The sequence below is a fragment of the Pseudomonas helleri genome, assembly GCF_001043025.1.
Lineage (GTDB): Bacteria > Pseudomonadota > Gammaproteobacteria > Pseudomonadales > Pseudomonadaceae > Aquipseudomonas > Aquipseudomonas helleri.
The window spans coordinates 32066-46941 of the sequence record NZ_JYLD01000007.1; the positions used below are offsets into that span (position 1 = coordinate 32066).

General features: G+C 55.7%; 13 protein-coding genes. 2 read left to right on the forward strand and 11 right to left on the reverse strand.

Features of this window, described 5'->3' with window-relative positions; translation table 11 throughout:
* Positions 1-16 precede the first annotated feature (16 nt).
* Positions 17-217, forward strand: a complete 201-nt coding sequence (locus tag TU84_RS12685) for a hypothetical protein (protein WP_048369432.1) — start codon at positions 17-19, stop codon at positions 215-217.
* 47 nt (positions 218-264) lie between these two features.
* Here the strand turns inward: TU84_RS12685 and TU84_RS12690 are convergent, their stop codons facing one another.
* The 11 genes from TU84_RS12690 to TU84_RS12740 all read right to left on the reverse strand — a co-directional run bounded on the left by TU84_RS12690 (position 265) and on the right by TU84_RS12740 (position 9849).
* On the reverse strand, positions 265-1029 hold the full coding sequence (locus TU84_RS12690; RefSeq protein ID WP_048369433.1) for an ABC transporter ATP-binding protein: 765 nt from the start codon (positions 1027-1029) through the stop codon (positions 265-267).
* A gap of 7 nt (positions 1030-1036) precedes the next feature.
* Positions 1037-2158 carry a succinylglutamate desuccinylase/aspartoacylase family protein gene (locus tag TU84_RS12695; protein WP_048369434.1) on the reverse strand — a complete coding sequence of 374 codons (1122 nt, stop codon included), beginning with the start codon at positions 2156-2158 and terminating at the stop codon, positions 1037-1039.
* A gap of 9 nt (positions 2159-2167) precedes the next feature.
* The gene (locus TU84_RS12700) at positions 2168-2878 is read right to left on the reverse strand and encodes an ABC transporter permease (RefSeq protein WP_048369435.1); all 711 of its coding nucleotides are present in this window, start codon (positions 2876-2878) and stop codon (positions 2168-2170) included.
* On the reverse strand, positions 2875-3603 hold the full coding sequence (locus TU84_RS12705; RefSeq protein WP_048369853.1) for an ABC transporter permease: 729 nt from the start codon (positions 3601-3603) through the stop codon (positions 2875-2877). Before TU84_RS12705 ends, TU84_RS12700 begins: the two co-directional genes overlap by 4 nt.
* 57 nt (positions 3604-3660) lie before the next feature.
* The gene (locus TU84_RS12710; RefSeq protein WP_048369436.1) at positions 3661-4443 is read right to left on the reverse strand and encodes a transporter substrate-binding domain-containing protein; all 783 of its coding nucleotides are present in this window, start codon (positions 4441-4443) and stop codon (positions 3661-3663) included.
* Between the two features lie 275 nt (positions 4444-4718).
* Positions 4719-7181 (reverse strand): penicillin acylase family protein, encoded by a 2463-nt coding sequence (locus TU84_RS12715; RefSeq protein WP_048369437.1) that lies wholly within the window; start codon positions 7179-7181, stop codon positions 4719-4721.
* Positions 7182-7357: 176 nt separating this feature from the next.
* Entirely contained in the window at positions 7358-7996 is a 639-nt protein-coding gene (locus TU84_RS12720; RefSeq protein WP_048369438.1) for a glutathione binding-like protein, read from the reverse strand.
* Positions 7997-8159: 163 nt separating this feature from the next.
* The gene (locus tag TU84_RS25560; protein WP_082148713.1) at positions 8160-8360 is read right to left on the reverse strand and encodes an SEC-C metal-binding domain-containing protein; all 201 of its coding nucleotides are present in this window, start codon (positions 8358-8360) and stop codon (positions 8160-8162) included.
* Between the two features lie 7 nt (positions 8361-8367).
* Positions 8368-8853 (reverse strand): LEA/WHy family protein, encoded by a 486-nt coding sequence (locus TU84_RS12730; protein ID WP_048369440.1) that lies wholly within the window; start codon positions 8851-8853, stop codon positions 8368-8370.
* A gap of 14 nt (positions 8854-8867) precedes the next feature.
* A complete protein-coding gene (locus tag TU84_RS12735) occupies positions 8868-9344 on the reverse strand; it encodes a YchJ family protein (RefSeq protein ID WP_048369441.1) in 477 nt (158 codons plus the stop codon).
* 4 nt (positions 9345-9348) lie between these two features.
* On the reverse strand, positions 9349-9849 hold the full coding sequence (locus tag TU84_RS12740; protein ID WP_048369442.1) for a DUF6231 family protein: 501 nt from the start codon (positions 9847-9849) through the stop codon (positions 9349-9351).
* 169 nt (positions 9850-10018) lie between these two features.
* Here TU84_RS12740 and TU84_RS12745 point away from each other — a divergent pair, with 169 nt between their 5' ends.
* A complete protein-coding gene (locus TU84_RS12745; protein ID WP_053225231.1) occupies positions 10019-14749 on the forward strand; it encodes a dermonecrotic toxin domain-containing protein in 4731 nt (1576 codons plus the stop codon).
* Positions 14750-14876: the final 127 nt, after the last annotated feature.

Sequence of the window (14876 nt, forward strand, 5' to 3'; positions counted from 1 at the left end):
CGCTCAGGAGTGCCCCATGAAGATCGATCCGAGTATCCGCGCCAAACTGGCAAACCTTGAGCCCAATCAGGTTGGATTATTGGCCTGGTCGCTACTCGCGTATCCCCAGTTGCATGCAGGTGGCATTCCCGGCCAGCCTGACCCAGACACCCCGCAACCCACCGAACCTGGCGTGCCCACACTGCCGGATGAAGCTCCGCCTGCCCCAGTGGCGTGATCAACCATCTGTAGCTGCTGCATTGTCAGCAGCTACATGAACAGGCGCTACTTCAAGTTGCCGCTTAAAAACTGGCGCAAACGCTCGCTTTGAGGGTTATCCAGTACGTCAATTGGCGGACCTTGTTCCTCAATCAATCCCTGGTGAAGGAACACCACTTGACTCGCCACTTTGCGGGCGAAGTTCATTTCGTGGGTGACCATGATCATGGTCCGGCCCTCTTCGGCCAGCCCCTGAATCACCCTCAAGACTTCACCCACCAGCTCCGGGTCCAGTGCCGAGGTTGGCTCATCGAACAGCATCACTTCGGGTTCCATCGCCAATGCCCTGGCAATGGCAACACGCTGCTGCTGGCCGCCCGAGAGGAAGGCCGGGTACTGATCGGCCACTCTTGAAGGCAAGCCGACTTTGTCCAGATAACGTCTTGCGCGCTCTTCGGCGTCTTTTTTACTGACCCCCAGCACCCGATGCGGTGCCAGGGTAATGTTCTCCAGCACCGTCATGTGGCTCCACAGGTTGAAGTGCTGAAACACCATGGCCAGCCGGGTACGCAGGCGTTGCAACTCAGCATCGTCAGCAACCCGCATGCCGTTTTTGTCGCTGATCATGCGAATCAACTTTCCATCAAGGCTGATGGCGCCATCGTTGGGTGTTTCGAGAAAGTTGATGCAGCGCAAAAAGGTGCTCTTGCCCGAGCCGCTGGCGCCAGTCAGGCAAATTACGTCCCCGGTTTTCGCCTTGAGCGACACACCCTTGAGCACTTCGTTGTCGCCATAACGTTTGTGCAAGCCGTCGACGCTGAGTTTGTACATGCACACCTCAAGCAGAGAGTAGGTAGCCGCTGCGATAGGCTTCACGCCCCGCGACATGAGCTATCACCATGCCCGCGGTGGCCATGCGCCTTACCGAGCGAGCGTAAACCAGGCCTTCGCGGGTGGTGTAAACCGGGGTGAGCCGGTCGCTGACAGGGTCGATAACGTCCGCTACCAATTGACCGGCGCTCAGGTAATCGCCGGGTTTGACGTGAAACACCAGCACGCCCCCCGCCGTTGAGGCGACGGGCTCGACACCGGCCAGCGGGGTAGCGGGGTACAGCAACTCAGGCAAAGGGCCGGCTTGGCCTTCAATCGCGCCGAGTGTGATCAGGTAATCAATCAGCGCCTGGCAATCCTGCTCGGCGAGGGCGTGACTGACGTCACCTTGGCCGCGTAACTCCACAGTCACCGAGAAACTGCCCTGTGGAATCTCAAAGCTGCCCTCAAACCGCTGCTGCAAGGTCCACCACAGCAGGGTGAAGCACTCATCAAACGACAGGCCGCCCGAGTCGGTTGCCAGCAGGCTGGCTTGGGCTGCGAGGTAGCGCGCCAACGGCTCAACCTGCGACCAGGCCTCAGGCGTGGTGTATAGGTGAGGCACGGCTTCAAAGTCGCAGTGCAGGTCCAGTACCACATCCGCATCGCACGCCAGGGTTTGCAGGGTCAGGCGCTGAGATTGCAGCTGGGTTGCCGGCACTTGTGCGGCCAGCGCCTTGCGCAGGTGCTGGCGGATGATCTGTCGGTTTTGCTCAGGGTCGGGGGTCAGCAACCCTTCGATTTCATCACCGATCTGCACGCTCAAGTCCAGAAAGTTGCGGTTGAAGTTCTGCCCGCTTTCCAGCTCATAACGCCCCAGAGGGATGTCCATGACCACTTGCTCCAGCCCGATCGGGTTGGCCACGGGCACCACCACGATTTCGCTGCGCAAGCGACCGGCGCTTTCGAGTTCGGCCAAGTGTTTTTTCAGATGCCACGCCACCAGCATGCCGGGCAGTTCATCGGCATGCAGTGAGGCTTGAATGTAGATCTTGCCCTGTGGCTTGGCCGGGCCGTAGTGGAAGCTGTGAATCTGCCTCTCGGTGCCTGGAACGGGGGCCAGCAAAGGATGGGTTTGATGTTGCGCCATGGTTGAGTCCTAGTGAGCAGGGCCGAGGAAAGCCAACCAGCGGCGTTCCGCCAGTCGAAACAAACCGACCAAAATAAAGGTCACGCACAAATAGATGATGGCGGCGATGCCGAATGACTGGAAGGTCAAAAAGGTCGCTGAGTTAGCGTCCCGTGCGACTTTCAACACATCAGGGATCGTTGCAGTAAAAGCCACGGTGGTCGAATGCAGCATCAGGATCACCTCATTGCTGTAAAACGGCAATGAACGGCGTAAGGCCGAGGGCATGATGACGTAGGCATAAAGCTTCCAGCCACTCAGGCCGTAGGCTTTGGCCGCTTCAATTTCGCCGTGGGCCATGCTGCGAATGGCGCCGGCGAAAATTTCTGTGGTGTAGGCGCAGGTGTTGAGGGCGAAGGCCAGCACCGTACAGTTCATGGCATCACGGAAGAATTCATTGAGCAGCGGTTGGGCGCGAACGGCGGCGATGCTGTAGATCCCGGTGTAGCAAATCAGCAGCTGTATATACAGCGGTGTTCCGCGAAACACATACGTGTAGAACTGCACCGGCCAACGGATCCAGCGTCTGGATGAAACCCTGGCGATAGACAGCGGGATAGACAGTACAAAGCCGATGATCAGCGCGGCGCTCAACAGCCACAGCGTCATTGCCAGCCCGGTGATTTGGCTACCGTCGCTGTACAGAAACGGCCGCCAGTACTCTTGCAACAACTCGATCATCGTACGGCCTCCCGGCAGCCCACGGCATAACGGCGTTCCAGCCACCGCAAAACCACGTTCGATGCACTGGTGATTGCCAGATAGACCAGTGCGGCAATCACCAAAAAGTAAAACAGTTCATAGGTGCTTTTGCCCGCATCCTGGGCCGCCTTGACCAGATCGGCCAAACCGATGATCGACACCAGGGCTGTGGCCTTGAGCATCACCATCCAGTTATTGCCAATGCATGGCAGAGCGAAGCGCATCATTTGCGGAAAGACCACAAAGCGAAAGCGTTGCCAGCGTTTCAGGCCGTAGGCGGTGGCCGCTTCGACCTGGCCACGGGGCACCGAGAGGATCGCGCCCCGAAAGGTCTCGGTGAAATACGCGCCATAGATAAACCCCAGCGTGATTACGCCTGCGCTGAACGGGTTGATCTCGATGTAATCCCAATCCATGGCATCTGTCAGGCTGGTCAGCCAGGTTTGCAGGCTATAAAAAATCAGCAGCATCAGTACCAGGTCCGGTACGCCGCGAATCAGCGTGGTATAGAGCTGGGCCGGCAGACGCAACAGTCTCAGGCTGGAGAGTTTGGCGCTGGCGCCAAGCAGGCCGAGCAATACGCTCACGGCTAGCGACAGGACCGATAACTTGATGGTCATCCAGGTGCCTTCCAGCAGCAGGGGACCGAACCCCTGCAAGCTGAGGGCAGACAATCCAAGGTTCTGCACGAGATTTTCAAACATGACAGTCGAACCCAAGGCGTTGAAAAAGGCACCCATGCGCGCATGGGTGCCAGCGCGTTATTTGCCGCTGTACAGATTCAAGTCGCCGAAGTGCTTTTGCTGGATTTTGGTGTAGGTGCCATCGTCGTGTAACGCTTTGATACCTTTGTTCAGCAGGGTTTGTAGCGCTTGGTTACCTTTCTTGATACCCACCGCGGTTTTGGACGGCAGCAGAGGATCGTCAATGGCTGCGCTGATTTCGTAACCGGCACCTTGCGGCGATTTCAGAAAGCCCAGTTCAGCTTGCAGCATGTCTTGCACCGAGGCGTCGAGACGGCCGGAAATCAGGTCGGCATAGACTTGGTCCTGGTTGGCATAGGCCTGAGTTTTGACCCCGGCTTTATCCAGCACCGCTTTGGCGTAGGCTTCCTGGATGGTGCCTTGTTCGTAGCCCACGGTTTTGCCTTTGAGCGAGGCGGTATCAGCGCTTAACCCTGAGCCTTTTTTGTACACCAGCGATGTCGGGCCGGAGAACAGCTCGTTAGAGAAGTCGATGACTTTTTCGCGGGCGGGGGTCACGGTCATCGACGAGATAACACCGTCGAATTTGTTGGCTTTAAGCCCGGGCACCATGCCGTCGAAGTCGGATTCGACCCATTTGCACTTCACTTTCAGCTCGGCGCAAATGGCGTTGCCCAAGTCGATATCAAAACCCACCAGGCTGCCGTCAGCGGCCTTGGACTCAAAGGGTGCATAAGACGGGTCAACGCCGAAACGCAGCTCTTTGTACTCTTTGGCCAGAACAGAACCCGCAGCCATGCATAAAGTCAGTGCAGAAAGGGCCAGAAATGCTTTTTTCATTGTTCAATCCCTAATAACCGGTTGCTGGAGCGTAACGACGTCATAGACGAAGCAATAACCGAACCACATGGGGTTGAGGGGGCGTTTAAAGCCGGGAAGGGAGTAAAAAACGGCGGCTGTGCGCTACAAAAGAGCGCTGAAAAAGGCGTGATCCAAAACAGTGCGCTGTTCAATGATGCCCCTGTGGGAGCGGGCTTGCTCGCGATGTGGCAACACGGTGTGTCAGTGACACCTTGTTGATTCAATCGCGAGCAAGCCCGCTCCCACAGAGATGCTTATTTGCCGGGCACCAAGGTGAGGCGGGTTTTACCGTACACGCTGTCAAAGTTCTGCGGCTGCATCGGGAAGCGCATGTATTGCCCCTTCAGCCATGGATCAATGCCGTCAGCGTAATGCGGGCTCGCCGGGTTGCTGGATTGCCCGGTACTGTTCTGGCCCATCATCGGTTCGCTTTGGCCGAAGTCGACGATCATGCGCATGGCCGGAATCACGGTGGTTGCAAAGCTGTCGCTGCCAATGCTGTAGGCCGCCGTGTTCAGGGTGGTGTGATCGCCGCCCGCGGCAATGGGCCCGCGCACGGTTTGGCCGTTGCTGTTGCGCCACAGGTAATGGTGCAGTTTGCCCCACTGCCATGCGCGGTGGTCGCTGCCCATCAGGCTGTCGCCCGTGGTAATGGCGGCTGCCAGGCTACGGGCCAGAATGGCCGGTTTGTCTTCTTTTTGCGGGGTGCGGGTGTCGTCCCAGAACGGGCTGTCTTCACGCCCCAGCAAGTGATCGCTGAGCGCCGAGTACGACAAGGTGCTGTTGGCAATAAAAGCCTTCCAGGTGGCGCTGGACTCCGGGCCCAGTTTGTCGAGGAAGATTTGCCGGGTGCTTGCCTGCAAGAACAACTCGTACAGCGCCGCATCAGCCGAGGTCGGGCTGAGCTTGCCATCAAAGGCCATCAATCGGCTCAGGGCTTCGTTGGCCTTGGCCTGATCGGCAGCAGGCAAGGCGGCGATGGCTTGTTTCAGCGGTTGAGCCATGCCCGGAGCGCTAAACATGGCCTTGAGTTTGGCGGCAAACAAGGTGGTCTGGTCGTACTGCATGGCGATCATGCTGCGGGCATCCTGTTTGCCGTTGCCTGCCAATTGGGCCAGGCGCTCGCTGCGCTCAGGCGATAACCACGAATTGGACAGTTGCATGCCGTAGCCGTAAGCGGCCGTGCGCTGGTTTGCCGTGCCCAACCAGCCCTGCGCCGGGTCTTGATCGTAAGGGTGGAGCATGGCGTCAGCGTAACCGTCCCAGTCATAACGGCTGTCCCAGCCCGGTGACGGGTACAGGCCCACACCATCGCGGCGGTTAGGGTACAGGCCGGTAACCTGCCAACCGATATGGCTGGCATCGGCATACAGCAGGTTCAGCGCAATCGCACGGATCTCACGACTGGCGTCTGACGCGCTTTCACTGTTTTGCGCACGGGACAGGTCGAAGAACGCATCCAGGGTTTTGTCGCCCTTGAAGTCCGGGGTTTGCAGGGCCAGCCCCAGGCTGCTGTTCAGCGCCGTGGTCGAGCCAACCACACTGTTCAGCAGTGGGCCGTGGCGTGTTTCGTAAATGACTTCGCGAATCGGGCGCTGACCTTTGACAAAAAAGGTTTCGTTGCGCACCGACGCGGGTAGCCATTTACCATCGGCCAAGTAATAGAGGCTGTTGCCCTGGCGCTTGAGTTTTTCCAGGAACACATCCTGGTTGTCGCCCATGGCCATGCTCATGCCCCACGCGACCTTACCGTTGAAACCGGCCAGCAGTGTCGGCAAACCCGCAATCGAGGCGCCCGCCGCCTGGTATTTAGGCGCGCGAATCTGCACGTAGCTCCATGCCGACGGAACGCCGATGGGCTGATGAATATCGTTGGCCAGCAGGCTTTTGCCACTGCGGCTGCGTTGTGGGCCAATGGCCCAGTCACTGGATGCCGTGACGCCTGGCAAATTGAGTGCGGTCACGCGCTCAAGCGCCTGAGTGACGCCGTTCAACCCAGGCAATTGGCTGGCCAGATTCAGGCCGTTGAGTTTTTCGGCTTCAGCGATCGGCAGTTGTTCATTGGGGTAGGTCGGCGTCAGCCACGCGAGGTGGCCGGCGCCGACTTTTTGCGCCAGTACCAGTGTGTTGAGCTCTTCTTGCAGATTGACCGAGGTCGAGAAGTTCAACAGGCTGAAAATCAGGGCCGAGTCTTCGGGTTTCCAGTACTCCGCTTTGTAGCCCGCCTGGGCGAGGTCGGCAGGGAGCTTGTCGCGGTAGCGGAACAGATACGCGTTGACGCCGCGGGCATAGACCTCAAAGAACTTTTTGAGGCGGGGTGAGGAGCTTTTGTACAGCTCGTCAGCGGTCTTTTTCAGATTGATGCTGCGCATTAAACGGTCGCTGTCCAGCGCATCGGGGCCGTCCAACTCGGCCAAGCGGCCTTGGGCCAGCAAGCGCAGGCGCACCATCTGGCTGATCCGGTCACCGGCGTGGACATAGCCCAAGGTGAACAGCGCATCATGGAAACTGCTGCTTTCGATCAGCGGGATGCCTTGGCTGTTGCGTCGCACCGAGACGTTTTGCGCCAAACCTTTTAGCGGCTGCATACCGGAAGCCGGCAGCAGGCTCTCGCCGGACAGTGAGTTAAGTTGGCAACCGGACAAGCCCAGCAGGCTGACCATTGCCGCGGCAACGCCGAACCGGGGTAAAAAATGAGTAAGGGCTGGCGAGGCCATGGCAAAGCTCCTGCGGGGGGAATGTCATCGAAAGGCGCTACGTTAGTGAGGCCGATGACACTGCGCAAGTGCTATCTATGGCGCTGTGCGGGGCTATTGGCGGGGGCGGGTTTGCATCGCGATCTTTTGGTTTTTTAAACGATCGCCAAGCAAGCCCGCACCTGCAGATAAGGGGGCTATTTCGGCGGGTTGATCGTGTCTACCAGTGCGTACGCACGTTGGGTCGCCGGGCGAGCCTTGATGCGCTCAAACCACACTTTCAGCGCCGGGAAGTCATCCAGGTTTTGGCCTTGAAGCTCATGTGACACGGTCCACGGGTAAATCGCCATGTCAGCAATGCTGTATTCATCGCCCGCAACAAACTGACGGCCTTCCAGTTGCTTGTTCAACACACCGTACAGACGAGCGGTTTCGTCGGTGTAGCGCTTGAGCGCATAAGGGATTTTCTCGGCCAGGCGCTTGAAGTGATGGTTTTGCCCGGCCATTGGCCCCAGGCCACCCATTTGCCAGAACAGCCATTGCAAGGCTACTTGCCGCCCACGCAGGTCTTTAGGCAAAAACTGACCGGTTTTTTCCGCGAGGTACAACAAGATTGCGCCAGATTCAAACAGCGACAGCGGTTCACCGCCATCGGCCGGCTCGTGGTCGACAATGGCCGGAATGCGGTTGTTTGGGGCGATCTTCAGGAAGGAGGGTTCGAACTGCTCGTTTTTACTGATATTGACCGGGTGAATCGTGTACGCCAGGCCCGCTTCTTCAAGAAACAGAGTGATTTTGTGGCCGTTTGGCGTAGTCCAGTAATAAAGATCGATCATGAAGGGCTCCAGATGGGAAGATTCACACAGCAGTCGCGGATCTTTGCGAACGCCTGTTTTACTCCCAATGGCCCCTTGGTTACAAAAGGTTTACGCAGCCCCTGAAACAAATGCGCCGCACGTGCTCAAGGCAGGTGCGGCGCGGGCAGAGCGGTCTGAAGAATCAGGCGCCGTGGCACTTCTTGAACTTTTTGCTGCTGCCACACGGGCAAGGATCGTTACGACCAATGTCTTTCAAGGCGTTGCGCACCGGCTCTTGTGGCGCGTGCCCGCAGTTCGGGCCGTGTACATGGCCGTGATCGTGGTCATGATGGTCATGATCGTGGTTGCAGTCTGGGCCATGAACGTGGGGTTGCTGGGTCATTACTCAATCACTCTGGAATAAAATCGCCGGGCATTATCTCGCCTTTACGCACCACGTGCACGTCGTAACCGAAGAACAGGCCGGTCTGTAACGTACCGTCGAGCCGATAAGGGATCGGCTCGTCGGGCGACTCAAGCAATTTGATCAGCGGGCGCATGTGTTGCCACAGGTTGGTCCGCACCGGCACCACCAGATCTGCATGGCTGTTGGGCTCGACACTGAACCAGCGGCTGTACTCACCCTCAGCCAGTTTTACCGGCCCTAAATAAAGTGTGTAGACCAGCCCGCGCACGGTGAGGGTGGAGTCGTTCGGGTTGTCGATTCTAAAGTGCAGCTTGAAACGTTGTTCCAGCAGTTTGGCCCGGACCAGCTCGACACGCTCCAGTTTTAACTGGGGGTCTTTGTCATCTGCGCCAAACCACGAAGCGCAGCCTGACAGCGCCAGGATCATCACCAGCGCAAGGGTTTTGGTCAAGCGAGCTTTAGAATCCATTCTTTACTCCCGGCTTATTGGCCGAAGAAACCCGCGCAGCATTTTTTGAACTTCTGCCCACTGGCACAAGGGCAACCATCATTGCGGCCCACTTTGAGTGGCACCGTCGGGTCGATGAAGTACCAACGGCCTGCATTCTGTACAAATGAGGAGCGTTCCCGATGGCTGTGCTCGCCATTGACGTCATGCCAGCGCGCGGTAAAGGTCACAAAGGCATGCTCTGGCTGACCACCGAAAACCTCGTTGCTTTCAACGTCCAGGCCCAGCCAGGTGCTTTGAGCGCTCCACTGCGCGATGGATGGGCGATCGAGCCCGGCTTGCTGCACAGGCAGCGTGGTCTCGACCAGATAGTCAATCAGCCCCATCACATAGGCGCTGTAGCGCGAGCGCATCAGGGTTTCGGCGCTAGGGGTCGGGTGCCCGGCGTGATAAGTCCCGCAGCAGGCGCTTAGCAAGTTGCCGCTGCCACACGGGCAAATAGATGTGCTCATCGGCTTACCACCAGTACTTGCCAAAGTTTTCCGGGTTGGCCCAAAACCTGGCGTTGAGCCAGTCGGGTACTTGTTTGTATTCGCGTAAGTCGTAAGTAAAGAGGGTCAATATCTGTTCGTCACGCTGAAAACGCTCATTGTTTTGTAGGGCTAAAGCGAAAAAGTCCGTTTCTTTCCAATCGCAAGCTGTGAGATCCGCCAACACGGCGATGCGGCTGGCGTTCAAGTTACGAATTCCGCCGAGCAATTCCAGGCCTTCGCGCTTGGACAGGTGCTCCAGGCAGTCGACTGCCAGGGCCAAGTCGAAACGTTGTGCCGCCACGTCGGCAGGCAGTGCGCCGGGCATTGCCTGGGCGACATGAACATCAGGATGGGCCTGTTTATAGGCCTCCAATGCCGGGAACTGGCTGGCGCCGACCACCAGGACACGTTGTGGAGAGTAAGTGTCGAGCAACGCTGCTAACGCTTGCTGAGGTGTTCGTGTGGAAAAAGCAGGGGTCGTCATCTCAAGTCCTCAATCAGAGCGCTCAAGACTAGCGTGCCCGGAGCCTGTGGCCTAGGTCTGTCAGCGTTTGATTACGAGCAGGTGCTAACGGGGTACCACCTTTCATCACCACTTGCAGCGGTAAATATCGGAAAGGTCCTGTGACCGCCCAGCCAACAAAGGAATGCCCATGTCGATGCCTGCACGTCCCGCTGCACCTATTCAAACCTTGTCCTCGCCTGTCCAGCAGGCGGTTTATACGCATTTTGCCAGTCGTCCTGGTATTGAAGAACTTATTCGCACCACGCTTCTGACTGCGCTTACTGAGCGTTACCCGACCCTGGCGGTGGATCTGGCCAGTACACGGCTGGCCACCCCTCATGAGAGTGGCGTGTGGGGGTTGCCTCTGCTCATTGATCAAGTGATGGCCTACCTGGTCAATGGTGCTTCGCTTGAGATCAGCGAAATTATCCCCCCGCTTAATTATTATTTTTTGTCTGATCATCAAGGCAAGCGGCTCAAGCTCGCTGACGGGCATGATGTCGATATGAAAGTCGTAGAGGCGCTCATTAAAGAGCTGCCCTGGCGTCTGCCGATAGAGTTTAAAAGTGCACTGACCGGATATTGGAATGAGCCTGTCGAGGGCGATGTCAACCGCTGGAGGTGGCTCAGTAGCGTTATCAAAGATACGTTGACGCTGAAGGTCATGCAGTCAACCGCACTGAGCGACCCGGAGCTGGAGACGGTGCGTCAGGTACTCGACTATGCGCAGAGTGAAGAGAGGATCAGCCGTTACGGTGACCAGGCCACTCGCGTCTATTACCTGCAATCTACGCTGACCTACCCGGGGAGGACTGAGAGTCTTATAACGCCTCATATTTTGTTAGTACGTTACCCGCAAGGGCAGGCATTACCGCCACTGGTCATGCTGTGCTTGCCAGACGGGAGCATTGAAACATTCAGTTCAGTTGAGTCGGCCACCCAGTCCAGAGCCCGTGTTGCCGAGGCCTTTTATGCCGTTGATAGCATAACCACCAAACGCTACGAAATTGACGGCGACGCCTTTGATACGCAAGCGGGGTTTATCCTCGGCAAGCAGTTAAGCAACCTCTCACTGCTGAAGTTGCCCACGACTGTGGGGCTTGAAGCGCTTAAAGCGACCTGCTTACAGATCACTGATGCCTCAAGGTTTTTTCTCAACACCAGCGCACCCCCGGCGGATACCTTGAGCAGGGTGCAATCGAAGCTTGCGCAGTGGTTAACAAAGGCATCCAGCGCCGATCAAGCGCGCTACCGTTCCTGGAGTCTGGCGCTGGCCGGTGCGAAAAAAAGTGCTCAAGGGCTGAGCTATCTGAGCGGTATCCCCGACATTCACAGCTTTGTTGTGAACTCGCTCAAGCAACAGCTTTTGCTTGATCAGCAACGTTATGAGCAGCCGGTCCAATACGCAGCAGCCTTGGCGGCCTGCGAGCCGGACGATATCGAGCTGACATTCTTGCTGGTGACGGGCGCATTCGCGCCGGGCAGCACCAATGCTTCGGGTTTGACCGAGCGGGTGAAAATGACCCTGACAGAACTGGCCCTTAAAAATCTCTCGGGTAAACCCCAAGGGGAGCTCATTAAGGTAGAACACCGCAGTGGGCTACCTCTGCCAGCATGGTTCACGGCGTCTTACATCACTCAAGGTAGCGGGCTGATTGAGTCGGTCGATATTGGTAAAAACTACCCTGAAAAGCTGAAAGCTTACTTACTGGATGACCCGTCATTAAGCGCCGATCGCGAAAAGCGCTTTTCTGCACAGCTCAAATGGCAATTACCGCTGCAGGCCCTGGAACTGAGCCTCAAGGGAGAGGCCGGGATGACGCCTCTGGGCGCACGTTATGTGGCGGCAATCATGCAGACAGAAGCCTATAACCGTTCTGTTGACGGCCAGACCATCGTGATACGTGCCTTGGCGTTACTGAGCAGTGCAGAGGCCAAGCCAGATGTCGTGAGCAATATGTTCATCATCGAGCCGTTGAATCTCGAAGCAGGGCCGCATGTCTTGTTTCGGCCTCTGTATGAGCAGTCGTTAGTGGAATTTACCTCTCGTACCGCGCTGATGGAGGCCATTGCAACGCCTTCTGAGCTGCAAACCAGTGTTCTGACCTGGCTGACCGATAGCGCCCGCACGGTGTACGACAACGGAGGGTTTAAAGAGCCGCATTTCGTACGTTTTAATCTGGAAGATGACTTTGCGGTGACGACGTTTGAGAAGCCTGAACCCGCGACGCTGGCTGTGAATGGTGACGGTAGTGACCTGGCCCAGCATCTGGGTAATGGCCAACTTTTGCCTTACCTGTATCAAATCAATGCGCTAGCGCTGGTGCATCAGGCTGATCGCGATACCGTATCCAACCGAGAAAGCAGATGGCGCCTTTTTCTGGAGGGGGCCAATCTTTTTTTCAATATTTTTATGCTGCCCTATCTTCGTGGGCCGGTGATGCTCACAGCCTGGTTCCTGCTGCTGGTCCAGGCACTCGCCCGGGATGTGCCTGCTTTGAGCAGTGATGACGCGGTAACCCGTGAGCTGGCCGTTGTCGATTTATTACAAAATCTGGCGATGGTTTTGCTTCAAATGAGAGCAATCGCTCCTCCACTAGCAAGCCCGCAAGCAAGGTCGACCCCTTTATTGCGTAAAGCCCCTGTCCCGCGACGTATTTCCAAGGAATGGCCGGCGCGGCCTCCTGCCACCGTCAAGGACGGTGTCGTGTTCATGCCTGGGGAATGGCAAAAAAAAGCCATTGAAGATCTGGATTTCAGTTTTGCCAGTGCCAACAACCGGCTTACGCCTGATTTGCGCAAAAAACTTGAGGCCCTTGCAGTACCTAAGCCTCAAGCCCTGCCATTGCCCGAACGCTCGGATGCCTTGGCTGGCCTCTATTTAACAGACGGTGGCGGTTATGCCTTTATTGAGGGGGCTTATTACCCCGTGCAGATCGATGCGGGCGAAGTGAGCATTGTGGGCGGGCCAGCGTTGCAATCTGATGCGCAGGGACGCTGGACAGTGGATCTGAAAATGCGCTTGAGGGGTGGCGCTCCGGGTAAGCAGGTAAAAGCTGTGCGTGAGCGCAAGGCCCAGCGTGCGACTGAGCTGGGAGATGAATTGACTGCCTTAAGGGATAAATTCGACAGTGTAAAAACAAAAATTAATGTTTATGAAAATTTAATGAAACTGTTTGAAAGTGATTCGCGAAGAACAGCGGAAGAAGTATTGGATCAGCGTCAAAAGTATGTGGCAGAACTGATGTCAGGTCTGAGTGTTGTGGAATCGTTGTTTGGTGCTATCAAGGAAGTCAAGGAGTTAGGTGTTGTTTTTTCAAATCAGAATATTGTGAATTACATAGGCGAAATTATTAATTTTCTCAGTACTTGTTTGGCGCAGGTCAGTAAGATGCGACCAGTTCTTGATGCTAAGTGGCAGGCTTTGGATTTAAATTACCAAGGGCCTTCTTCTTCCAAAGCCAGTGTGGCGTACGCAAGATTGGTTGTGCATAGAGAATATATGAATGGCATTATTAAGTTTGAAAATCAAAGAATCGAGTGGCTCGAAAAAACAAAAAAATACAGTGATGAGGTAGCTGGGTTTGGAGCGGAGGGCAGAGAAGCGTCAGAGCGCTTGCACGAAAAGCTCGCGAAACAGGAATTAACGCCGTTGCATATCAAACAATTTTTAGTTGCGTCGTTAGTGCGTGTTAGTGTAAATGTTTTTAATAGTGCTCTTACGGTATCGCTGATAAAAATAGCCTCACCACTGCGTGAGTTGATACAGACTCACGATCAACTCAATAAGCTGGATTTTTCTCCCCAAGAGCGCCTGGATGTATTGAACAGTCTGGTAGAACAGTACGGCCATGTACTTGATGGCATTTTAGACTTCAGAGTTGTGCATGCTGAAGAAGTGGAGGCTGAAGCTTTTCAAGCGTTTGTTGATATGGTGGTAGGCGTCTATAAAGACGCAGAGCAGCAACTGGCCAATGAGCTGGAACCCCTTAAAAAGTTAAGTGCAAAGAGTAAAGACAAAAAGCAGTCTTTGTCCTCTCGACCGCAAAAACGTATTTTTAATACGCGCAATAAAGGGCGTTTGATTGGGGATTTGAAACCGCAACAGGCAGGCGCAACGGGTGAGGAAGTAGAAGTCCGTACTGATCAAGATAATGAGCTGCTGTCTACCTATATTAAAAAAGGAGATGAGTGGGACCTTGTCTCTGTCGCCCGTTCTGACGCGCCAATACCCCCAGGTCGTAAATTGCCTGAGATTAAAAAAGAAGCACTGAAACTTTATGACATGGCTGATATTCATCTAAGGCGTTCAGAGAGCCTTATTAATAGCGCCAGGTACCCTCAAGAGGCCGAAGAGACGCTGTTACATGTGGCTGAGCGCTTGAGCCAATGCGCTGCCGAACTTGAAGAGGCCAGCAGGGCTGACACTGAAAGCTGGCGCCAACGTGAGGATCTGGAGTTAGTGGGGGGCATGCGAGCCAGAGCGCTGGACATGAAAGCCAAGGCGCATGACTTGCGTGTTCGTTTAAGCCTGAAACTCCCCCCGACCCATGGCACTCTTCAATTCTTGCTTGAAAAGAGGCTGGTGAGTATCACGTTGAATCGTAAGCGTTCGAAGCTTAAACGAGACTTTATTGATGAGTACGCGATCAAGGATGCTGCTGGCAATTTTATCTGGTGCGCGCATTTTCACTATAAAGACGCCACTACGCCCAAAGCGGATTATGCGGTGGCGCACCTCAAGCTCTGGAGCCAGCGAACATCTGATTATTGGTCGCTGAAGGAAAAGGCGAAAAACCAGCACGATGTGGTTGAGGTGCATCGCGGTCAGATCGGCAAGAACCTTGCCGAACAATGGTTTTTGCCGTTAACCACGTAATGACATGAGCTACGGGTTAAATGCCTCAACTGCGTGGCGTGCGCAGTGAGGTATTTTTGCAGGGACCTCTGGCGCAGCTATCCTGCTAGCCGTTAATGTTCGCTTAAAGAAAAACATAGAAAGGGCT